At 68.5% G+C, this 21,130-nt stretch carries 20 protein-coding genes; 11 read left to right on the top strand and 9 right to left on the bottom strand.

What is annotated here, in order from left to right; genetic code table 11:
- Positions 1-18: 18 nt before the first annotated feature.
- Together IG65_RS0102350 and IG65_RS0102345 are read right to left on the bottom strand one after the other, a co-directional pair.
- Positions 19-450 carry a hypothetical protein gene (locus IG65_RS0102350; RefSeq protein WP_030513131.1) on the bottom strand — a complete coding sequence of 144 codons (432 nt, stop codon included), beginning with the start codon at positions 448-450 and terminating at the stop codon, positions 19-21.
- 279 nt (positions 451-729) lie between these two features.
- Entirely contained in the window at positions 730-1,344 is a 615-nt protein-coding gene (locus IG65_RS0102345) for a TetR/AcrR family transcriptional regulator (RefSeq protein ID WP_030513130.1), read from the bottom strand.
- A 74-nt stretch (positions 1,345-1,418) separates the two neighbouring features.
- Between IG65_RS0102345 and IG65_RS0102340 the strand changes: the two genes are divergently transcribed.
- Positions 1,419-1,973 carry a peroxiredoxin-like family protein gene (locus tag IG65_RS0102340; protein WP_030513129.1) on the top strand — a complete coding sequence of 185 codons (555 nt, stop codon included), beginning with the start codon at positions 1,419-1,421 and terminating at the stop codon, positions 1,971-1,973.
- Positions 1,970-2,590, top strand: coding sequence for a YHS domain-containing protein (locus IG65_RS0102335; RefSeq protein WP_030513128.1), 621 nt, complete (start codon positions 1,970-1,972; stop codon positions 2,588-2,590). The genes IG65_RS0102340 and IG65_RS0102335 overlap by 4 nt, the downstream gene beginning before the upstream one ends.
- A gap of 15 nt (positions 2,591-2,605) precedes the next feature.
- Here the strand turns inward: IG65_RS0102335 and IG65_RS0102330 are convergent, their stop codons facing one another.
- Positions 2,606-3,364, bottom strand: a complete 759-nt coding sequence (locus IG65_RS0102330; RefSeq protein WP_030513127.1) for a pirin family protein — start codon at positions 3,362-3,364, stop codon at positions 2,606-2,608.
- Positions 3,365-3,542: 178 nt separating this feature from the next.
- Between IG65_RS0102330 and IG65_RS0102325 the strand changes: the two genes are divergently transcribed.
- Positions 3,543-4,406: a helix-turn-helix transcriptional regulator gene (locus IG65_RS0102325; protein WP_030513126.1), complete on the top strand. Its 864-nt coding sequence runs from the start codon at positions 3,543-3,545 to the stop codon at positions 4,404-4,406.
- A 21-nt stretch (positions 4,407-4,427) separates the two neighbouring features.
- On the opposite strand, the gene IG65_RS0102320 is transcribed toward IG65_RS0102325, so the two are convergent.
- Positions 4,428-5,249, bottom strand: a complete 822-nt coding sequence (locus tag IG65_RS0102320; RefSeq protein ID WP_081879200.1) for an ABC transporter permease — start codon at positions 5,247-5,249, stop codon at positions 4,428-4,430.
- The gene (locus IG65_RS0102315; RefSeq protein ID WP_081879199.1) at positions 5,246-6,079 is read right to left on the bottom strand and encodes an ABC transporter permease; all 834 of its coding nucleotides are present in this window, start codon (positions 6,077-6,079) and stop codon (positions 5,246-5,248) included. The genes IG65_RS0102320 and IG65_RS0102315 overlap by 4 nt, the downstream gene beginning before the upstream one ends.
- A 180-nt stretch (positions 6,080-6,259) precedes the next feature.
- On the opposite strand from IG65_RS0102315, the gene IG65_RS0102310 reads away from it, so the two are divergent.
- The gene (locus IG65_RS0102310; protein WP_051755136.1) at positions 6,260-6,778 is read left to right on the top strand and encodes a peroxynitrite isomerase; all 519 of its coding nucleotides are present in this window, start codon (positions 6,260-6,262) and stop codon (positions 6,776-6,778) included.
- Between the two features lie 167 nt (positions 6,779-6,945).
- Entirely contained in the window at positions 6,946-7,101 is a 156-nt protein-coding gene (locus IG65_RS37555; protein WP_156055460.1) for a hypothetical protein, read from the top strand.
- Between the two features lie 116 nt (positions 7,102-7,217).
- Here IG65_RS37555 and IG65_RS0102300 read toward each other — a convergent pair whose 3' ends face one another.
- From IG65_RS0102300 to ispG, 3 genes are all read right to left on the bottom strand, one after another.
- Positions 7,218-9,023 (bottom strand): penicillin-binding transpeptidase domain-containing protein, encoded by a 1,806-nt coding sequence (locus IG65_RS0102300; protein WP_030513122.1) that lies wholly within the window; start codon positions 9,021-9,023, stop codon positions 7,218-7,220.
- A gap of 81 nt (positions 9,024-9,104) precedes the next feature.
- Positions 9,105-9,965, bottom strand: coding sequence for a GNAT family N-acetyltransferase (locus IG65_RS0102295; RefSeq protein ID WP_030513121.1), 861 nt, complete (start codon positions 9,963-9,965; stop codon positions 9,105-9,107).
- A gap of 108 nt (positions 9,966-10,073) precedes the next feature.
- Positions 10,074-11,207 (bottom strand): flavodoxin-dependent (E)-4-hydroxy-3-methylbut-2-enyl-diphosphate synthase, encoded by a 1,134-nt coding sequence (gene ispG, locus IG65_RS0102290; protein ID WP_193615572.1) that lies wholly within the window; start codon positions 11,205-11,207, stop codon positions 10,074-10,076.
- A gap of 264 nt (positions 11,208-11,471) precedes the next feature.
- Here ispG and nfi point away from each other — a divergent pair, with 264 nt between their 5' ends.
- The 6 genes from nfi (at position 11,472) to IG65_RS0102260 (ending at position 19,909) form a co-directional block, all read left to right on the top strand.
- The gene (nfi, locus tag IG65_RS0102285; RefSeq protein ID WP_231509012.1) at positions 11,472-12,245 is read left to right on the top strand and encodes a deoxyribonuclease V; all 774 of its coding nucleotides are present in this window, start codon (positions 11,472-11,474) and stop codon (positions 12,243-12,245) included.
- A gap of 514 nt (positions 12,246-12,759) precedes the next feature.
- Positions 12,760-13,020 carry a three-helix bundle dimerization domain-containing protein gene (locus tag IG65_RS36615; protein WP_081879198.1) on the top strand — a complete coding sequence of 87 codons (261 nt, stop codon included), beginning with the start codon at positions 12,760-12,762 and terminating at the stop codon, positions 13,018-13,020.
- 12 nt (positions 13,021-13,032) lie between these two features.
- On the top strand, positions 13,033-13,956 hold the full coding sequence (gene ppk2 / locus IG65_RS0102275; protein WP_030513117.1) for a polyphosphate kinase 2: 924 nt from the start codon (positions 13,033-13,035) through the stop codon (positions 13,954-13,956).
- 31 nt (positions 13,957-13,987) lie between these two features.
- On the top strand, positions 13,988-16,783 hold the full coding sequence (locus IG65_RS0102270; protein WP_036522739.1) for a cation-translocating P-type ATPase: 2,796 nt from the start codon (positions 13,988-13,990) through the stop codon (positions 16,781-16,783).
- A 9-nt stretch (positions 16,784-16,792) separates the two neighbouring features.
- On the top strand, positions 16,793-18,499 hold the full coding sequence (locus IG65_RS0102265; RefSeq protein ID WP_030513115.1) for a SulP family inorganic anion transporter: 1,707 nt from the start codon (positions 16,793-16,795) through the stop codon (positions 18,497-18,499).
- A 21-nt stretch (positions 18,500-18,520) separates the two neighbouring features.
- On the top strand, positions 18,521-19,909 hold the full coding sequence (locus IG65_RS0102260) for a diacylglycerol kinase family protein (RefSeq protein ID WP_081879197.1): 1,389 nt from the start codon (positions 18,521-18,523) through the stop codon (positions 19,907-19,909).
- On the opposite strand, the gene IG65_RS0102255 is transcribed toward IG65_RS0102260, so the two are convergent.
- A complete protein-coding gene (locus tag IG65_RS0102255; RefSeq protein WP_030513113.1) occupies positions 19,893-21,116 on the bottom strand; it encodes an RIP metalloprotease in 1,224 nt (407 codons plus the stop codon). The genes IG65_RS0102260 and IG65_RS0102255 overlap by 17 nt on opposite strands.
- Between the last annotated feature and the right edge of the window lie 14 nt (positions 21,117-21,130).

The raw sequence follows: 21,130 nt of genomic DNA, 5'->3' as shown, positions 1-21,130 counted from the left end.
GCCCGCTGTGCGCTGCGGTTACCGGGCGGGCGGCGTGGCGACGCCGCTGACGAGGTCGGTGTAGCCGTCGACCAGTTCGGCGAGGTGGTACCAGTGCTTATGGGTGGTGTCGCTGCGGGCGCCGTCGCGGTCGATGGCGCGGTTGGCGGCGACCCAGCTGCCGGCCATGCGGTCGACCATCGGCCCGAGGACATCGGTGCGCAGCGCGACGCCGGTGCGATAGCCCGGCAGTTCGCGTTCGACCCATTCGTTGATGTCGTCGATGAGTTCACCGCGGCGGCAGTCGATTTCCGCGATGAGAATCGGGTCGGCGATCTGCGCGCGCCGGGTGTGCAGCTCGGCCAGCGCCCGGGCGGATCGCAACAGTTCGCGGTCCTGGAATCGCCGACCTTGGAAGGCGCACAACAATTGCGGGGCTGCTGGTAACGCACTGGCAATCGAAGTCGTCATCGTCGCACCGTCATCACTGATCTCCGGATTTCGCTCGTCCGTAGTTCGGATCGAATGTGGCGAATCTAAGGGTAGATCGGATTCTGCTCTTGCATATGCAAGAACGCAAGATTGCGTCTGCATTGCCGGAATCACGGTGTGGTCACAGTCTTCCCGAACAAGGATACGCCTGCGACGTGCGGTGATGTCTCGAGAACGACTGTGCCGGCAATCATTTCACGGGACTGCCGTGGGTGGCCGGAACCCGCGACGGCGCGTCGGCGAGCTCCCGCGGCCCGCTCAGTGCGGCGACAAACCACGCAAAACGATCTCCATACCTTCTCGAAATTCCTCCTCGGCCGAGATTTCCCGGGCCTGCGTGGCGGTTTCGATGAGGTAGGGATAGTCGGCCGAGGGCAGCGTCGCGATCGCCGCGGTACCCGCCCCGCCGATCGCCGCATAGTGTTCGTTCTCCAGACAGCCGAGCAGGAAGGCCACCAGCGTCCGCTGAGCTATCACTCGCTCCCGCCCCGTGAAGCCGCCGGCGGTGAGGGCGGCGAGGGTGGCGTCCATCCAGCGCAGTGCGACCGGACTCGCGTGCCGATGCCGCGGCACCAGCGGAGCCGTGGCCGGGTGCGCCGCGACCGCCGCCCGCATCCGCTCGAGCAGTAGCGCCAGTTGTGCCCGCCACGGCGCGTCGACGGGGGTGGACACGTCGATCTCACCGAGCACTCGATCGACGATCAGCACTTCGAGGGCCTCACGGTCGGCGACGTAGCGGTACAGCGCCATGGTGGCCATGCCCAATTCGGCGGCCACCGCACGCATGGTCAGCCCGGGCAGACCCGCGCGGTCGATGACCGCCAGGGCCGCCGCCGACAGGTCCGCGGTGGTCAGCGAGCGAGGACGGGGCACGGATTGACAGCGTACAAGATACGCGCATACTGGTCGTAGGCGTACGAGGTACACCTACGTAGCGAGGAGCATTCATGTCGGCACCCACCACCGTCGCTAGCCGGACCCTGACCGCGGTCACCGGCACCGAGATTCCCGTCCCGGATCCCGACCGCCTGATCCACCTGCAATTCCGCCGGTTCGCCGGATGTCCCATCTGTCATCGGCATCTGCGCACCTTCATCACCCGGCACGCCGAGATCGCCGCCGCCGGCATCCGCGAGGTCGCCGTATTCCATTCCCCGGCGGACGAATTGACCGACTACGCCGCCGATATCCCGCTGGAGCTGATCGCCGATCCGGGCAAGGCGCTGTATCGCGAATTCGGTGTGGAATCCGCACCTCGCGCACTGCTGCATCCGCGGGCGTGGCCGGGTATCGCGCTGGCGGTCGGCAGCGCCGTCGGCCCGATGGCACGCGGCGAACAACCCACGCCCCGCGGCACGCCGCAGGGCGGCCGCCTCGGCCTGCCCGCCGACTTCCTCATCGCCTCCGACGGCTCCATCGCCGCCGCCCATTACGGCTCACACGCCGACGACCAGTGGTCGGTCGACGAATTGCTCTCCTACGCAAAGGAGTTCCACTCATGATGACCATCGAACTGTTCGTCTCCGGAGCCACACCGACGCGCGAGCGCCGCGCCGCCCTGGCCGAACGCATCCTGCACGCCCTGACCACCGGCGAATCCGCACCCGAGCAGGTCCTCGCTCGCGCCCGGGAGTTGACCCACGTGCTGATCCACACGCCGGAGGTATGGGCGACCGGCGGTCCCGATCCCTCGACCGCACCGCGCTATCTGGCCCGCGTGACGGTACCCGGGTCCTGGAGCAACACGGAAGGATTCGGCGCGCACCTGATCGCGGCGATCACCGAGGCCGTCGCCGCGACCGAACCGGATCCGGACCGGCTGTCCCGGGACCCGCATTGTCTGGTGCAGATCATCGGCCTGCGCGAGGGCAATGTCGGCACGCTGGGACATGCGACCTCCGGAACCGAGATCACCCGGCTGATCACCCAGGACTACCACCCGGCCGAGGATCACCGGGACGTGCCCGACGGCCATGTGATCGATCCGGTGTGCGGTATGACCGTGGAGTGGGCGACCGTGCGCTTCACCCTGACGCACGACGGTGTCGACTACGCCTTCTGCGCGCCGGGCTGCCGGAAGGCCTTCGCCGAGGAGCATTCGATCACCGCAGGCGGCTGAGCCGGTCCGGCCGGATCAGCTCGTACTCGCGTGCATCTCCCAGATCAGCACCTCACTCGGCGCCACGGCCGTGATGCGCTGCCCGCCGGTGCCCGTGGTGCGTACCGCATCGCCGGCAGACAGGGCGGTCTGCTCGTCCGGGCCCTCGAAGACGACTGTTCCGCGGGCCACGAAGACATGGCCGAACGGCGCCTGCGGCACCAGCACCGAACGGCCCGGGTCCAGCCGTGCGACATGGAAGGCCGCGTAGCGGTTGCCGAGGGTGATCGCCGTCTCCGCGCGATGGCGAGGTATTCCGGATGCGACGGTGACCAGGTCGTTGCGTGACAGGTCGGCCTCGACGTCGGATTCCTGATAACCCGGCGCGCGACCGGCCTCGTCCGGCGGTATCCACATCTGCACCACGTGCAGGTTCGCTCGCTCGCCGTACCCCGCACCGTTGCGTTCGGAATGCAGGATTCCGGTTCCCGCGCTCATGCGCTGGGCCAGGCCCGGCCGGATCAGACCCGAGTGTCCCTCCGAATCCTGGTGCATCACAGTGCCTTCCAGCACCCAGGTCACGATCTCGGTATTCAGATGCTGATGGGTGTCGAAACCGGCACCGGCCTCGACGACATCCTCGTTGTGCACCAGCAACATTCCGTGCGCATGGGCGGCGAGATCGAAATTTCCGGTCGCGGGAAACGACTGCCGGGAATCGAGCCATTCGTTCCGCCAGCCGTATCGCTGGTCGGACCGTACGATCCGCACCGCCTCCGCTGCTGTCGGCGCCATGGCGATCGACCTCCGTTCCACCCGTGTTCTCCTGCTGCAATCCCCGGGCAATCGTGGATATTCCCGGGTGGGAACGACCGCGCCGGAACCCGCGGAACGGGCGGTATGCTCGCCCGACCGTTCCCGAATCCGTGGAACGTGCTCGAGCGTCCCGAAACTCACAAGGAGTACGCGCGCGATGGCAGGTAAACGCACGGTGCTGACGGTTCAGTTGCGGCGGTTGGCCGCACTGCTGTCGGAGATGCGTGAGCATGCGGGGATCAGCAAGGAGGTGGTCAGCGCCCGCACCGGCATCAACGTCACCACGCTCTACCGGATCGAAACCGCGCAGGCGCGCCCGCAGCGGCGCACCCTCACCGCGATGCTCGACCTGTACGGCATCGGCGAACCGCAACGCTCCGACGCGGTGCAGTTGCTCATGGAAGCGCAGAAACCGGGCATGTCGCGTCCGTTCGAGGCGGCCGTCTCGGAGGTCTACGCCGCCTACATCAATTTCGAGACCGAGGCGCTGTCGGCGCGACTGTTCCAGACCTCGTTCATCCCCGGCCTGTTGCAGACCGAGCGCTACGCGTGGGCGGTCCTGGATACCGCGATGCCCAAGGTCGAGACGTCGGTGATCGAACAGCGCCTGCGGGCCCGGGTGGAGCGCTCGAAGGTGCTGACCCGCGACGGAAATCCCCTGGAGTTGTGGGTGGTCCTCGACGAGGCCGCGATCCGGCGGGTGGTAGGCGGGCCCGAGGTGATGCGCGAACAGTTGCTGCGGCTCACCGAGGACACCGACAAGCGCAATGTCATCCTGCAGGTGCTGCCGTTCGGCGCGGGTGCGCATCCGGCGATGGTCGGCTCCTTCGTCGTCCTCGACTTCCCCGATCCGGCCGACCCCGAACTGGTCTACGTCGAGGGGATCGCCGGCGACGATATTTTGGAGGGCCACAACGAGATTCGCCGCTTCGGCGTGATGTTCGACCAGCTCCGCGCGATGGCCCTGAGTCCGCGCGACTCCGCGGAGATGATCAACGAGATCGCCGAGGGCCTGCGCTGAGCGATGCCGGCGCGGCGCCGGTCACTGCCGGCTGGCGCGCCGGAATCCGACCGCCGCCGGCACGGCGAAGACGACCATCGCACCGACCGACCATCCCACCGTCGCCCACAGCGGCCCGCGCGCCGGCTCGCCGAGCGCCAGCGCGCGCATCGAGTCGATCGCCGTGGACATCGGCTGATGTTCCACGATCGGCTGCGCCCAGTCGGGATAGGCCTCCAGCGGAACGAATCCGGTGCTGAAGAACATCAGCAGCGACGAGCCGAGCGAAATGGCCTCCACCACGAACGTCTTCGCCGAATACACCGCCACCGCCGTCACCATCGTGGCGAATCCCAGTCCGTAGAGCAGCGGCACGCCGAGCACCGTGAGCGCGGCGGCGGGACGATGGAACCGGAAACCGAGCGCCATACCCACCGCGAACAGCACCACCGTGCACAGCACGATCCGGGCGACCTCGGCGAGCAGCCGCGACAGCAGCCCCGAGGCGCGATGGACCGGCAGCGCCCAGAAGCGGCCCAGCAGACCCGCATCCCGTTCGCGGCCCAGCGTCACCGCCCCGGCCAGCGATCCCGACATCACCGACACCACGGTCACCATCGGCACCGAACCATAGAGCGCGTCGACGCCGGAGAACGCGGAGATCTGCCGGCCGAGCACCGTATTCAGCATCACCAGCAGCAGCGCCGGGAAGACCAGGATCTGTGCCGTCGTGAGCGGATCGCGGCGCCAGCGCCGCAACAGCCGGCCGGTCTGCACCAGGGTCTGCGGCAGCAGATATCGCCACCGCTCGGTATCCACCTGCACGGTCGCCAGTTCGCGCACCGCGGTGTCCGCCCGCGTCATCGCTGCCGCCGCACGGCCAGCACCACCGAACCGCCGCCGAAGACCAGCAGCCCGGCGGCCGTCCACACCACACCCGGTCCGATCGTCGACCGGTCCACCGCTGTCGCGAAACCCGGCTGGTCACCCGCGAGCGCCCGCATCGCGTCGACGAATTGCGACACCGGCTGATTCCGCGCGAAACCCTGGATCCACGGCGGGAATTGGGAGGCCGGCGCGAACCCGGTGGACACCATGCCGAGAATCAACTGCGGCAGCATCAGCACCTGGGTGGTGGCCTCCGGCGATTTCGACAACGCCCCCAGCAGATCGCCGAACAGTCCCAGCATCAGCCCGACCGACACCGCGAACAGGACGAAGCCGACTGTTTCCCAGAAGCTTCCGCCGAACCGGAAGCCGATCACGTGCGCGGCCAGCAGCGCCGCCACCAAGGCGATCGTGATGCGGTATACGGTGGCGGCGGTGCGGGCGACCAGCGGCGCGATCGGCGGAATCGGCATGGTCGCCAGCCGGGCGTCGAGGCCGTCGCGGGCGTCGACCGCCGCGCGCATCGCGGCCGCGGTCGCGCAGAACGACACCGCCTGCATGACGATCATCGGCATCAGGAACTGGGCGTAGCTGCTCGCGCCGTGCCCGGCGAAACTCATCACCCGATTCAGCGGTACGTAGAAGCCGAGGGTGAACACCGTCGGCGCCAGCACGGCGGTGAGTACCTCGCCGTTGCGCAGCGAGGGCCGGATCTGGCGGCGGGTCAGCACCCAGCACGGCAGCCACCAGCCGCGCAGCACGGCATGCGTGCCCCGCCGCGGCACCGGCTGAATTCGCACTGTCATCGCCCGCTCCGTTCGCACGCGGTCGGCATCCGTCCATCACACCAGACACCGGGCCGCCGCGGCGCGATCTCGGCGCGAGCCGGGCCCGATTCGCGGTGTATGTCGCGGCTTACCCCGTCTCGTCCCGGACGAACCGGACTCTGCCGCGTGGTCGTCCCCCCCTCGGCGCCGCGGGGAACTATGCTGTGCGCCGTGCTCGAACCCCAACCCGCCGTCGCGCCCCATCCGGATATCGCCCATCTGGCTCCGCTGCTGGGCACCTGGCGGGGCTCCGGCCACGGGGAGTATCCGACCATCGAGCCGTTCGACTATCACGAGGAGATCCGGTTCGGCCACGTCGGCCGGCCGTTCCTCACCTATCGGCAGCGCACCCGCCACGCCGGCGACGGCCGCTCGCTGCACGCCGAAACCGGCTACCTGCGCGCGACCGGCGCGGACCGGGTGGAGCTGATCCTGGCGCACCCCACCGGCATCACCGAGATCTGCGAGGGGCGCATCGCGGTCGCCGAGGACGGACTGCGGCTCGAACTCGATTCCACTCATATCGGCACCTCTAGTACGGCGAAATCGGTCACCGCGCTGGGCCGCTCGATACATCTGTCCGGGGACACGATCGACTACAAGCTGCGAATGGCGGCCGTCGGGCAACCGATTCAACACCATCTGTCAGCCAGCTTGCGCCGAGCTGAACAGCATTAAAGATTGACGGTATAACCAGGCTTTTCATAGCCTTTTCCGCTGCACGTTCCGGCGCAGGGGGTTGTCGGCGCGCGGTTCTCCGGTTTACGGTTTTCCGGGTCGGCTAATAGTCGGCGAACCGATGGTTCGATGCCAGTGGCTCTCACTCACCGATAAGGGAGAAGACCATGAAGCGTTCGACGCTCACGCTGATCACCGCGGGGATGATCCTCGCCGGGACCGGGGCCGTGGAGATTCTGGGAGACGGTTCGGCCGGGGCGTCACCCCCGACCGAGCACGCGACCTCGGCCACCGTCGGTGGAACGGAGGTGCAGGGACAATAAACGGCACACGAACGTCACCGCTTTCACCCCCGTGACCGGACGCCACCGAGCGTCCGGTCACGTGTATTCGGGGGGCTCGCCGGAATCTTCGTCCGCGCGGCGCGCACACACCCGGCTCAGGCACTCCCCGGCGGCAGAGCCGCCAGCATATCCCTGGTCACCGCGACCGCGTTGTCCGAACTCCCGCCGCGGACCAGCAGCGTCGCCCACGCCAGATCGCCGCGATAGCCGATGAACCACGAATGCGATCCGCCGTCGACCTCCGCCTCACCGGTCTTGCCGAACACCTCGCCCTGATCGGCGATCCGCTCGGCGGTACCACCGGTGACCACCTTGCGCATCATCGCCTGCAGGCCCTCCACCACCTGCGGCGACAGGCTCGGCCGATCACCGTGGACGGCCGTCTCGTGCCCGGAGATCAGATACGGCGTCGGCGCCGACCCGTGCGCGACCGTCGCCGCCACCAGCGCCATGCCGAACGGACTGACCACCACCCTGCCCTGGCCGATCCCGTCCTCGGTGCGAACCACCTCGTCGTCGGCGCGCGGCACCGAACCCGACACGGTCGGCAACCCGGCCACGGTGTAGTCCGGGCCCACCCCCATCCGCGCCGCCGCGTCGGTCAGGGCCGCACCGGGCAGTTCGCTGGCCAATTTCGCGAAGGCCGTATTGCAGGACCGCTCGTACGCCGTCGACATCGGCACATCGCCGAGGGAGAACAGATCGTAGTTGGGAATTGTGCGCTCCCCCACCACGATTCGGCTCGGACACGGCACGACGGTATCCGGATTCGCGATGTCCGCGGTCATCGCGGCGGCGGCGGTGACGGTCTTGAAGGTGGAGCCGGGCGGATACAGCCCGGTCGTCGCGACCGGCCCGTCGGTGTCGGCGGCCTCGTTCTGCGCCACCGCGAGGATCGCTCCGGTGGAGGGCTGGATCACCACCATCATGGTCTGCTCGCGGCGCGGGTCGACGGCCCGCTGCGCGGCGTTCTGCACGGTGCGGTCGATACTCAGCGAGAACGACGGGGCCGGTTGCGGCGCAACCTCTTTCAGTACATCGGTATCGACGCCGTCGGCATTGACGGTGACCACGCTCCAGCCCGCCTTGCCGTCGACCTCGTCGATGACGGTCTTGCGGATCTGCGTCGTCAGATCGGGCGCGAAATGCCGGTCGGTGGGAAGCAGATCCCACTGCCGGTCGGTGGTCACCCCGGGCAGGCCCAGCAACTGTCCGCTGACCTGGTCGAATTCCCAATCGCTGAGGCCCAGGACGAGAGTGGGACCGTGTTGTTTCCGGGCGGCGGCCAGGATCGCGTCGGTGGTCAGGGTGTCGTCGAACTGTTTCAGCGCGGCCGACAGCGCTCCGGCCACATAGCCCGGATCCGGGGCGTCGGACACCGCGAACGAAATCCGGTGCACCACACCCGGAACCAGGACGTCGCTGCCGGATCGTTCGTTGACCCGGGCCCTCGGAGCCGGAGTGGTGCGCAGGTGCAGGCTTTGGGTGTCACCCAGTTTCGGATGGATGTCCGAGGCGCTCCAGCGCACCTTCCACTGCCCGCCGCTGCGCCCCATCTGCAACTGGCCGGAGTAGCTCCAGGCGCGGTCCTTCGGCAGGGTCCACTCGTAGGTGTAGTCGACGGTGGCGGTGTCGCCGGTGACGCGCGCGGATCCGGTGTGCGCGGTCAGGTGCTGCGCCTGCAGGTTCTGCCACGCCGAAGCCAATGCCGCCGAGGCCTTCTCGGGCTGCGTGGTCAGATCGGCGGCGTGCGCCGCGTCCTGCCGGGCGAAGGCGGACAGGAAGGAGTCGGCGGCGGCGACCGGACCCTGCGGTCCGGACGAACACGCGCTCGCCGTCACCACGACGGCGGCGGCCGCACCCAGCACCAGTGCGCGCGGCGCACATCTCGACTTCCACATTGCCACCGATGGTAGCCAGCCGGTCGCTGGTAAACGTTGCGACACACTGGTTTTGCACGGTAAGCGAGGAAACCCGCGCGCTCAGTCCACGAGGATCGTCGCGAATGTCGCGACCTGATGGAAGCCGACCTTGGCGTATGCGCGGCGGGCGACCTCGTTGTAGGAGTTCACGTACAGGCTCGCGGTGCGCCCGGCCGCGACCACCGCGTCGGCGACCGCGGCCGTCCCCGCGGTGCCGAGACCGCGACCCCGCCACTGCGGATGGACCCACACGCCCTGGATCTGACCGGTCCGCCGCGACATCGCCCCGACCTCGGCCTTATAGACGACCTGGCCGTCCTCGAAGCGCGCCCACGCGCGGCCCGTCTCGATGAGGCTCGCCACCCGACGCCGGTATCCGCGCCCGCCGTCGCCGGCCCGCGGATCGACGCCGATCTCCTCGGTGAACATCGCGACCGCGGCGACCAGATACCGTTCCAGCTCGTCGCTGCGCACGCGACGCACCTTCGGATCGGGGATGGCGTGGGCGCGGCCGTCGAGGGCCAGCAGCGGCTGATCGGCGCGGATCTCACGCGGCGGACCCCACCGCTGTTCCAGCGTCTCCCACAGCGGCAGTGCCAATTCCTGGCGGCCCACCACCGAGGAGCACACCCGCGGCCACCGGGCCGCGCGGTCGGCGAAGGCCCGCAAATCGTCGGTCGTTCCGCGCAACGGCACCAGATTGGCGCCGGAGAAACACAGCGAATCCGCCGGGGTGCCCCGCGTCCACAGTTCCCCGCCGCCGCGGTTGTCCAGGCCGTATTCCTGCAGACGCGCGGCAACCATGCACCCGGCCACCGGATCGGTGTCCAGCACTTCCAGCACCTGCGCCAGATCGCGATCCGCGAGCTGACGAGCACCGGAAATCCGTGACCGGCGCGACGGTTCCAGCACACTCCGCACGCTCCCAGCCTGCCATGAACGACGCCTGCGTGCGGGGGCTTTGCTCGGCTCCAAGGGCAGAATGCGCCCGGCGCGCAACACGCCCGCTCCCCTGTCCGCGTCCGGCGGTCAGCCGACGGTCACGACGGGCTCGCCGTTCTCGGCGTCGGTACCCATCTCGTCGGCGATGCGCATGGCCTCTTCGATCAGCGTCTCCACGATCTGGTGTTCCGGCACGGTCTTGATGACCTCGCCCTTCACGAAGATCTGGCCCTTGCCGTTGCCGGAGGCGACCCCCAGATCGGCCTCACGAGCCTCACCGGGGCCGTTGACCACACAGCCCATGACCGCCACCCGCAGCGGCACCTCTAGACCCTCCAGACCCGCGGTGACCGCGTTGGCGAGGGAGTAGACGTCGACCTGCGCACGTCCGCAGGACGGGCAGGACACGATCTCGAGTTTGCGCGGACGCAGATTCAGCGACTGCAGGATCTGCCCGCCGACCTTGACCTCCTCGGCGGGCGGCGCGGACAGCGAGACCCGGATGGTGTCGCCGATGCCCTCGCTGAGCAGGGCGCCGAAGGCCACCGCCGATTTGATCGTGCCCTGGAAGGCCGGCCCGGCCTCGGTGACGCCCAGGTGCAGCGGGTAGTCGCACTGTGCGGCCAGCTGCCGGTAGGCCTCGACCATGACCACCGGATCGTTGTGCTTGACCGAGATCTTGATATCGCCGAAGCCGTGCTCCTCGAACAGGCTCGCCTCCCACAGCGCCGACTCCACCAGCGCCTCGGGGGTGGCCTTGCCGTATTTCTCGAGCATGCGCTTGTCCAGCGAGCCCGCGTTCACGCCGATCCGGATCGGGATCCCGGCGGCACCGGCGGCCTTGGCGACCTCCTTGACCCGGCCGTCGAACTCCTTGATGTTGCCCGGATTGACGCGCACGGCGGCACAGCCGGCGTCGATCGCGGCGAAGATGTAGCGGGGCTGGAAGTGGATGTCCGCGATCACCGGGATCTGCGACTTCTTCGCGATCATCGGCAGCGCGTCGGCGTCCTCCTGCCGCGGGCAGGCCACGCGCACGATGTCACAGCCCGAGGCGGTCAGTTCCGCGATCTGCTGCAGCGTGGCGTTCACGTCGTGGGTCTTGGTCGTGGTCATCGACTGGACGGAGATGGGGTGATCACTGCCCACTCCCACCGTGCCCACCATCAGCTGTCGCGTCTTACGCCGCGGTGCGAGGACCGCCGCCGGTGCGGCCGGCATCCCCAGGGTGATGGCTGTGCTCACGTTCGGCTGCCTACTTTCGTCTGCGTCTGGTGCACCCGTTCGTTGCCGAGTCTAGTGCGGGCGGTATGAGAGCGACCTGTGAGAGCACCGACACCCCGGCCGGTGAACGACGCACTCACGGTCCGCCACCACCGCCGAACGACTGTGACCAGGACCGTACCGTCGCCGGGCCGAGCTGCCCGGCACACCCGGTATGCCCGGTCATCCGTGTTTTTCCGCTCGGATGCCGAGGTGGTTACCGTGGACGAGCCGAAGACCGGCAAGCACCGTCGCGTTCAGGAGGATTCACCGGATGTACATCCCGCGACCGCGTGTCGGGCGGCGCTGACCGTGCGCCTGGCGATGACTCCCGACCTGCCCGCCGACCCGGAAGGGGCTGCGGCACTGCAGGAACGATTGCGCGATTCGGTGCTCACCCACGACCCGCGGCCGCCGCGCTTTCGCACCGTCGCGGGCCTGGATTCGGCCTACGACGAGTCCGGCGCGGTCGTCGCCGCCGTCGTGGTCCTCGATATCGACACGATGGCGACCGTCGACACCGCCGTCGCCCGCGGCACGACGCGGTTTCCGTACGTGCCCGGCCTGCTCGCGTTCCGGGAACTGCCGACCACCCTGGCCGCGCTGGAACGCCTCGAGACCACGCCCGACCTGCTGATCTGCGACGGCCAGGGCATCGCCCACCCGCGGCGCTTCGGGCTGGCGTGCCATCTGGGGGTGCTGACCGGCCTGCCGTCGATCGGCGTCGCCAAGACGGTGTGGGGTCGATGCGACGAGCCCGCTGCCGCGCGGGGTTCGGTATCCGACATCACGGTGGACGGCGAGGTGGTCGGCCGGGCGCTGCGCACCCAGCCCGGGATCAAACCGGTATACGTGTCGGTGGGCCATCGCATCTCCCTCGACACCGCTTGCGCCCAGGTTCTCGCGCTCGCACCGAAGTACCGCCAGCCGGAAACCACCCGCCGCGCCGACCATCTGTGCCGAACCTTGTTGCGCGACACCGTCGCTCGCGGCTAGGGAAGCGCCAGGGCACAGCGGGCGGGGAGCGCCGGGTGGCAGCATCGAACCAGCCCACGAAGACGACCATCGGCAACTTCATCGCTAATTGATGATTCGCGTTGCGCGGACCCGCGAGATTCGCCGAACGCCACCGCCACCCGGAGCGACGGACATCAGTGTCCGGGCGGCGCCAGAGGCGAATGTCACCTCGTTTCAGATATTCGTTCTCGAATTGCGATCGCGCCTAATGCGGTCGATTGTTTTCCGTTTCGTCGTACCCGATCGAAGTAGCCGAAATCCGATCACGATTCGCCGATCGCCACCGGACGCGAACCCTTTACTCCGATCCGCGTCGGCCGCGTCCGATCGCCACGAACACTGCATTTCAAGACGAACACCGCAGATCAGACGGCGCGACAGGGGAACGGCCACTGGAGGCGGATATGACGAATCACGAAAGAGCAAGGCGCCGTCGAATTTCGCGCCCGATTCGTGCCTTGACGACCATCGCCGCCGGGCAGACGATAGACCGATGACCGGCGATGAGGAATTGATTCAGGTCGAACAAGTCATCGAGCGAATGATCGCGCGTCACCCGTCCGTCCCGCCCGGCGACATAGAACTCATCGTGCGCGACATCCACAAGCGCTTCTCCGATGCGCGAGTACACGACTTCGTCCCTCTACTCGTCGAGAAGGCAGCCCGGCAAGCGATCAGCATCCGGGGCGCAGGAACACCGGCACCCACGTCTCGCACCCGTCCGCGCGGCACGCGCGCAGTGACGGTCGTCTGAGGAGACGAGTACGTGGGGAAGAAGTCCCGCCACGGCAAGCGCCGGGCCGACAACCCGGGGAACACGCTCACCGAGCGTTCCCACCGTCCGCCGCGAAGCTCGGCGGAGCTGTCCGGCGCGCAGGAATCCGCGGCGGCGAGGTCGAACGAGCCGATATCGAACAAGCCGATGTCGAACAAGGAGTACCGGCGGCTACTGCGGCCGCTGCAGGCCGAACTGGTCGCCCTGCAGGAGTGGGTGAAGGACTCCGGCGCGCGGATCTGCCTCGTCTTCGAGGGCCGCGACACGGCCGGTAAGGGCGGAGTCATCAAGGCCATCACCGCGCGCGTGAGCCCGCGGGTGTTCCGGGTCGTCGCCCTGCCCGCCCCCACCGAGCGGGAGAAGTCGCAGATGTACATCCAGCGCTATCTGCCGCATCTGCCGGCCGCCGGCGAGGTCGTCATCTTCGACCGCAGCTGGTACAACCGGGCCGGCGTCGAACGGGTGATGGGTTTCTGCACCGACGAGCAGGCCCGGCACTTCCTCGAGCTGATTCCGACGGTGGAACGCGAGATCGTCGACTCGGGCGTCATCATGCTGAAGTACTGGCTGGAGGTCGGTCAGGACGAGCAGACACGGCGGCTGCAGAGCCGCATCGACGACCCCCGCAAGATCTGGAAACTGTCGGATCTGGATCTGCGCTCCTACAGCCGCTGGTACGACTATTCGCGGGCACGGGACGAGATGTTCCACTTCACCGACACCGGCTGGGCGCCCTGGTATATCGCGGCCACCGACGACAAGAAGCGCGGCCGGCTCAACATCATCAGTCACCTCCTCGGCCGGATCGACTACGAGCCGCTCGATCGGCCGCAGGTCGTGCTACCGGATCGGCAGAGCGCGAACGGCTATCGCGTCCCACCGCAGCCGCTGCACTGGATTCCGACGCCGTACTGAGAGTTGCGAGCCGAGGGAGAGGACGAGCGTTATGGCGGACACACAAGCGGTGCCCCGGAATCCGTCCGCCGGTGCACCGGCACCCGAACCTGCCGATTGGCACGCCCGCGACGCCGACGCGGTGGTGGCCGCGCTGTCCTCGGACCGGCACGCCGGACTCACCACCGCCTCGGCCGAGCAGCGGCGTAAACGCTACGGCCCCAACGAGATAGCCGCCGAGCCCGCACCGGCGCCGTGGACCGCCGCGCTGCGACAGCTCCGCGATCCGATGAACCTGATGCTGGTCGCGGTGGTGGTGGTCAGCGTCGTCATCGGCGAGATTCCGACGGCCGTCGTGGTCGGGGTGCTGGTCGTGCTCAACGTCGTACTCGGCACGCGGCAGGAACTCGTGGCGCGCGCGAGCGTGGACGCGCTGGCGAAGATGCAGTCGCCGCAGGCGCGGGTGGTACGCGACGGAGTGCTGACCCAGCTCGACGCGCTCGAGCTGGTGCCCGGCGATATCGTCCAGCTCGAAGCGGGCGATATCGTCCCCGCCGACGGCCGACTCGTCACCTCCGCGACGCTGGAGACCCAGGAGGCGGCGCTCACCGGTGAAAGCGCCCCCGTGGCCAAGGATCCCGGCACTCTCGCCGCCGCGGACGTGCCGCTCGGCGACCGCGGCGACATGGTCTATCAGAACACCTCGGTCACCCGGGGGACCGCCACCATGGTGGTCACCGAAACCGGGATGAACACCGAGATGGGCCGGATCGCGTCCATGCTGTCGGCGGTCCCACCGTCGAGATCACCGCTGCAGCGGGAGCTGGATTCGCTGACGAAGCTGCTCGGGGTGATCGCGTGGACGGCGGTGGCGATCATCGTGGTGATCGGCGCGCTGCGCGGCCAGGATGTGACAGCGGTACTGCTGCTGGGCATTTCAATGGGCGTCTCCGCGATTCCCACCGGGCTGCCGACCTTCGTCCAGGCGATGCTGGCCTACGGCGCACGCCGCCTCGCCGACGCCAAGGCCGTGGTCAAGAACCTCACCGATGTCGAGACGCTGGGCGCGACCAGCGCGATCAACTCGGACAAGACCGGCACCCTGACCATGAACCAGATGACGGTCCGATCGCTGTTCTTCCACTGCCGCTGGTACGGCGTGACCGGCGAGGGCTACAGCACATACGGAACGGTCACCGAGGCCGCCGGCGAGGGCGTCCCGGATTTCAGCCTGCTCGCCTATGGTCTGTGCCTGGACAGCGACGCCACCGTGTCCGACACCGGAGAGGTGGTCGGCGATCCGACCGAGGCGGCGCTGGTGGTACTGGCGGCCAAGCTCGGCATCGACGCTCCGCTCACCCGCCGCGCCTACCCGCGCATCGCCGCGGTGCCCTTCGACTCGGCCTACAAATTCATGGCCACCTTCCACCATCTGCGCGTCGACGATCGGACTCGATTCGTCGAATTGGTCAAGGGCGCACCGGATATGGTCCTGGCCCGCTGCGCGAGCGCCTACCGCCCCGGCCGCATCGAGGTGCCGATCGACGAGGCGCGCGCCGAGATCACCGCCGCGATGCACACCATGTCGGAGCTGGGTCTGCGCGTTCTCGCCTTCGCCGTCCGGATCCTCGACGGCCAGGTGGACGCCGCGCGGGCCGATCCCATGTCGCTGGTCGAAGATCTCACCTTCGTCGGCATGGTGGGCATCATCGACCCGCTGCGGCCCGAGGCGGTCGATTCGGTGCGCATCGCCCACGAGGCAGGGATCGACGTGCGCATGATCACCGGCGACCACGCGATCACCGCCGCCGCGATCGGAGCCGAACTCGGGCTGGGGCCGGGGGCGGTCGGCGGCGCGGAACTGCAAGCCATGACCGATGAGCAGCTGGCCGAGGCGCTGCCGAATCTGCACGTGTTCGGCCGCGTGACCCCCGAGGACAAGCTGCGACTGGCCGGCGTGATGCAGCGCGGCGGCGCGGTGGTAGCGATGACCGGTGACGCGGTCAACGATGCGGCCGCGTTGAAGAAGGCCGATATCGGCGTCGCGATGGGTTCGGGCAGCGAGGTCACCAAACAGGCCGGCAAGATGGTGCTCACCGACGGCAACTTCGGGACGCTGATCACCGCGATCCGCCTCGGCCGGGCCATTTACGACAAGATAGTGTCCTACATCCGGTATCAGATGTCGAAACTGTTCTCCCTGGTGTTGCTGTTCTTGGTAGCCAGCATCTTCGACATCAACCACGGCGTCGCGCTGACCCCGCTGATGGTGCTGTTCCAGCACTTCTTCATCACGCTGTTCCCGGTCGCCGTCATCATGACCGACCCGCCGCCGGCGAATCTGATGAACAAGCCGCCGCGCGATCCGACGATGCCGATCGCCAACCGGACCGCGTTCGCGCAGTGGCTGGCCTACGGTGTGCTGCAGTTCGCGGTCGCCCTTGCCGCCATGCTGCTGGCTCCCGGCGAGATGAGCACGGACACCGCCGCGGTGCCGATGACGACGACCTTCGTGGTGCTGTCCCTGGGTTCGGTCCTCGCCGGGCTCGCAATGCGCCGGGATCCCGAATCCGGTTTCAGCGCACCGATTCTCGGTGCGCTGAAGATCTTGTCGATCCCGGTCGTCGTCACCGTGCTTGCCGTGGAATTGGGTTTCCTGCAGGATCTGCTGATGACGACATCGCTGACGGGTGGCCAGTGGCTGGCCTGTCTCGGCTGGTCGGTGCTGATCCCGATCGCGATCGAGGCGGAGAAGGCGCTGCGGCGCAGGCGCATCCGCCACAGCGCACCGCAAATTCCGCTCGACACTGCGGCCGCGGTGACGCCGCTGCGCGCCCGGGCTCACTGAGGCGCGGCCGTGGGCTGGCGAGACAGTATCGGCCGGCTGCCCGGAATCGCGACCGCGCGTGGATATCACCGCGACTGGCTGCGCGCGGATGTGACCGCGGGCCTCGTCCTCACCGCGCTCCTGATTCCCGCGGGCATGGGCTACGCCGAAGCCGCCGGGCTGCCCGCCTACGCCGGCCTGTACGCGACCATCGTTCCGCTGCTCGCCTACGCCGTGGTCGGCCCGTCGCGCATCCTCGTCCTCGGCCCCGACTCGTCGCTGGCGCCGCTGATCGCGGCGGCGGTGCTGCCGCTGGCGGCCGCCGGTGATCCCGGCAGCGCCCTCGCACTGGCGGGCGTACTGGCCGTACTCGTCGGCCTCATCCTGCTCGTCGGCGGTTTCCTGCACCTCGGATTCGTCACCGAACTGCTGTCCAAACCCATCCGGCTGGGATATCTGAATGCCATCGCGCTGATCGTCGTCGTCGGGCAGGTGCCCAAACTGCTGGGATTCTCGGTCGAGGAGACCGGTCTGCTCGCCGAGATCGCGGCCATCGTCCGGGCGGTCTTCCACTCCGGCATCGACCCGGTCGCAGCGGCCGTCGGCATCGGATCACTCGCCGTCATCGTGATCTTCCGGATGTGGCTGCCGATCGTGCCCGGTGTGCTCGTCGCGGTCGTCGCCGGCATCGTGATCTCCGCGGCCGCCGGGCTCACCGACGAGATCGGGATGGTCGGCGCGTTGCCCGAGGGTCTGCCGCTGCCCTCGGTCGGCGGGGTCGGCCGGCACGAGATCGCTCACCTGATCGGGCCCGCGGCGGGTATCGCGCTGATCGCCTTCGCCGACAGCGGCGTCCTGTCGCGCACGTTCGCCTCGCGCCACGGCGAGGACGTCGACGGCAGTACGGAAATGAAAGCGATCGGGGTCGCCAACGTGGCCGGCGGGCTGTTCGGCGGATTTCCCGTGTCCGCCAGCGGCTCTCGCACTCCCGTCGCCGAACAGAACGGTGCGCATACGCAATTGGCGGGTGTGGTCGGGGCGGCCGCGGTGTTGCTGTTCGTCCTCATCGCCCCCGGACTCACGGCCTACCTTCCCGACGCGACGCTCGCGGCGGTGGTGATCGTCGCGGCCACCGCGTTGATCGATGTTCGCGGCCTGGTCCGGATGTGGCGGATGAGCACGGTCGAATTCGGCCTCGCCGTGGCCGCGTTCCTGGGCGTCGCGCTGGTGGGCGTCCTGCAGGGCATTCTGGTCGCGATCGGGCTGTCGTTCGTCGCGGTGGTCGCGCGGGCCTGGCAGCCGTACCGCACCGAACTCGTCGCCACCGCGGACCGGCCGGGTTTCCACGACATCGAACGCCACCCCGAGGGACACCGCTTCCCCGGCCTGGTGCTGGTGCGTTTCGACGCGCCCCTGTTCTTCGCCAACGGCCAGATCTTCGACGACTACGTGCGCTCGCTCGTCGCGCGGGCTCCGTACCCGGTCGAATGGGTGGTCGTCGCCGCCGAACCGATCACCGGCCTCGACACCACGGCCGTCGACGAACTCGTCGATCTCGACCGGTACCTCGAGGGCCGCGGGATCCGGCTGGCCTTCGCGGAGATGAAAGGGCCGATCAAGGACACGATCATCCGCTTCGGCGTCGGCGACCGGTTCGACGCGACGCACTTCTACCCCACCGTCGACGCCGCGGTCGATGCCTTCCAGCACCGATCCGATCACACGACCGATACCTGAGCGCCCGGGACGAGGCCTGCCATGAACAACATCTACGCCGAAGAGCCACCCTCGCACCGCCGATCCGGCGACGCCGCGAACAACGGCGGTCGCACGCTGCGCGGCCGATCACGCTGGGCGCGAACAGCATTCGTCTTCGCCGGTGCGGCCGTCGTGGTGCCGGTCGTGTTCGCCGACGTGCTGGGCACCCTCGCGCTGCTGATCGTCGGTGCGGGCGGGGTGGTGGTGACGGTGGCCGCGCTGTACTGGTTCGTGAGCGACCGTGGGGCCATTCGGTGGGTGTCGGCGATCGTGGCGGTGGCGGCGCCGATCGTGGTTCTCGTCATGTTCGTGCGCACCGGCCTGCTGTGGGTCGTCCTGGTGGCGGGCGCGCTGGCCTTCGCGTCCATGTTCTGTGCTCGCGCCGCGCTACGGCCGGGTGACTCCCACACGACGGCGATCGAATACTCCGCGCCGCCACCGCGACGACCGTTCCTGATCATGAATCCCCGCTCCGGGGGAGGGAAAGTCGCGAAGTTCGATCTGCGGCGCCGCGCCGAAGAGCTGGGCGCAGAGGTTGTGCTGATGGAGGGGCGCGTCGATGTCGCAGCCCTGGCTCAGGAGGCCGTCGAACGAGGCGCGGACCTGCTGGGCGTCGCGGGCGGCGACGGGACCCAAGCGCTCGTGGCCGGGGTCGCCGCCGCGCACGACCTGCCGTTCCTCGTGCTCAGCGCGGGCACGCGCAATCATTTCGCGCTGGACCTCGGGCTCGACCGCACCGATCCGGCGACCGGGCTCGACGCCTTGCACGACGGCGTGGAGATGCGCGTCGACCTCGGCCGGATCAACGGCCGGCCGTTCGTCAACAACGCCTCGTTCGGCGTCTACGCCGAGATCGTGCGCAGCCCCGCCTATCGCGACGACAAGACCGCGACCGTCCTGCGCCTGCTCCCCGATCTGCTCGCCGGCCACAGCGGGACCCCGCTGGTCGCGCGTATCGGCGCCACCACGGTCACCGGCCCGCAGGCGGTGCTGGTGAGCAACAACCCCTACGGCACCAGCGATCTCGCCGGGCTGAGCCGCCGCGACCGCCTCGACCGCGGCGTGCTCGGGGCGGTCACGGTCTCGGTCTCCGATACCCGCGCGGCATTGGGTCTGATCCGTCGCAAACACAGCCACGGACTGATCCAGCAGACCGCATCCGAAGTCGTCGTCGAGGCCGAGAGCTCACCGATCCCCGTCGGCGTCGACGGGGAATCGCTGCTCCTCGACACACCGGTGCGATGCGTCGTGGAACCCGGCGCGCTGCGCGTGCGCGTACCGCGTAACCGCCCCGGAACCCGCCCTGCCGCAGCCGCTCTGGACTGGCTACGCCTGCGCGACCTGGCGCTCGGTCGCGCGCGCGCCGAATCCGCTACGGGAACAGCTTGATCGGGTTCACGATGTCGGCGACCAGGGTGAGGATCATGTATGCCCCGCCGATCACCACCACCACGTAGGTGGCGGGCAGCAGTTTCAGGTAGTCGACCGGAGCGCCGTTGGGCAGGCCCTTGCGGTTGCGCCACATGTTGCGCAGCTTCTCGAAGATCACCACCGCGATGTGGCCGCCGTCCAGCGGGAGCAGGGGCAGCAGGTTGAACGCGCCGAGGAAGAAGTTCAGGCTGGCCAGCACCAGCACGAACATGTTCCAGTATCCGTGTTCGGCCGTCTCACCGCCGATCTTGCTGGCGCCGTAGACGCTCACCGGTGTGTCGGCGTCGCGCTGGCCGCCGGTCACGGCATGCCACAGACTGACCACCTTGCCCGGCATCTGCGCGAGCGAAGCGAACGTACGGCCGAACATATCGCCGGTGAAGGCCGCTGACGCCGGAACCGCCGCGATCACGTTGTATTTGACCGGGCTGTACACATCCTGTGCCACACCGACTTTGCTCACGTACACCGGCGTGGTGACGCGCTCGGAACTGTCGGTGGACTTCAGCGGATAGGTCGCCACCCGCTCCGGGGTCACCGGAATCTGCAGGGTCTGATCGTCGCGTTTCACCGTGTAGACGACCGGGCCGTTGGCCTTCTCGGTGATCGAGCGGAAGTCGTTCCAGGTCTTGACGGGCTTACCGTCGATCGCGGTCACCAGATCGCCGCGCTTCAGACCGGCGCGTTCGGCCGGGCCGGGGCCGGTGCACTTCTGCATCGAGCCGTCGGGGTTCTGCGCGGGCACGCAGCCGGCCGGGTAGATCTGGGTGGCCGGCGGCGAATCCAGCCGCGGCAGCCCCCAGGCCACCGCGAGCAGCATGATCAGCAGGAAGCCCAGGATGAAGTTCATCGCGATGCCGCCGAACATCACCACCAGCCGCTTCCAGGTGGCCTGCCGGTACATCGCGCGATGCAGGTCCTCGGGTGGAACCTCGTCCAGCGCGGTCATCCCCGCGATATCGCAGAAACCGCCCAGCGGCAGCGCCTTGAGGCCGTATTCGGTCTCACCGCGGCGGAACGAGAACACCTTCGGCCCGAAGCCGACGAAGTAGCGGCGCACCTGCATGCCGGTGGCCTGAGCCGCCCACATGTGGCCACATTCGTGTAGCGCCACCGATACCGTGATGCCGAGGGCGAACAGCACGAATCCGATCGCGAAGCCCATGCGGTATGGAACCC

This window comes from Nocardia sp. NRRL WC-3656 (assembly GCF_000720265.1).
Taxonomy (GTDB): domain Bacteria; phylum Actinomycetota; class Actinomycetes; order Mycobacteriales; family Mycobacteriaceae; genus Nocardia; species Nocardia nova.
This window is presented reverse-complemented; position numbering and strand designations above follow the sequence as displayed.

Coding starts and splice junctions, on each gene's coding strand:
- ispG (WP_193615572.1), bottom strand. CDS start 11,207: ATGCCGGCCGCACCGGCGGCGGTCCTCGCACCGCGGCGTAAGACGCGA.
- IG65_RS0102330 (WP_030513127.1), bottom strand. CDS start 3,364: ATGGCGCCGACAGCAGCGGAGGCGGTGCGGATCGTACGGTCCGACCAG.
- IG65_RS0102255 (WP_030513113.1), bottom strand. CDS start 21,116: ATGGGCTTCGCGATCGGATTCGTGCTGTTCGCCCTCGGCATCACGGTA.
- IG65_RS0102300 (WP_030513122.1), bottom strand. CDS start 9,023: ATGTGGAAGTCGAGATGTGCGCCGCGCGCACTGGTGCTGGGTGCGGCC.
- IG65_RS36615 (WP_081879198.1), top strand. CDS start 12,760: ATGACCGGCGATGAGGAATTGATTCAGGTCGAACAAGTCATCGAGCGA.
- IG65_RS0102260 (WP_081879197.1), top strand. CDS start 18,521: ATGAACAACATCTACGCCGAAGAGCCACCCTCGCACCGCCGATCCGGC.
- IG65_RS37555 (WP_156055460.1), top strand. CDS start 6,946: ATGAAGCGTTCGACGCTCACGCTGATCACCGCGGGGATGATCCTCGCC.
- IG65_RS0102350 (WP_030513131.1), bottom strand. CDS start 450: ATGACGACTTCGATTGCCAGTGCGTTACCAGCAGCCCCGCAATTGTTG.
- IG65_RS0102325 (WP_030513126.1), top strand. CDS start 3,543: ATGGCAGGTAAACGCACGGTGCTGACGGTTCAGTTGCGGCGGTTGGCC.
- IG65_RS0102335 (WP_030513128.1), top strand. CDS start 1,970: ATGATGACCATCGAACTGTTCGTCTCCGGAGCCACACCGACGCGCGAG.
- IG65_RS0102340 (WP_030513129.1), top strand. CDS start 1,419: ATGTCGGCACCCACCACCGTCGCTAGCCGGACCCTGACCGCGGTCACC.
- IG65_RS0102320 (WP_081879200.1), bottom strand. CDS start 5,249: ATGACGCGGGCGGACACCGCGGTGCGCGAACTGGCGACCGTGCAGGTG.
- IG65_RS0102310 (WP_051755136.1), top strand. CDS start 6,260: ATGCTGTGCGCCGTGCTCGAACCCCAACCCGCCGTCGCGCCCCATCCG.
- IG65_RS0102315 (WP_081879199.1), bottom strand. CDS start 6,079: ATGACAGTGCGAATTCAGCCGGTGCCGCGGCGGGGCACGCATGCCGTG.
- IG65_RS0102270 (WP_036522739.1), top strand. CDS start 13,988: ATGGCGGACACACAAGCGGTGCCCCGGAATCCGTCCGCCGGTGCACCG.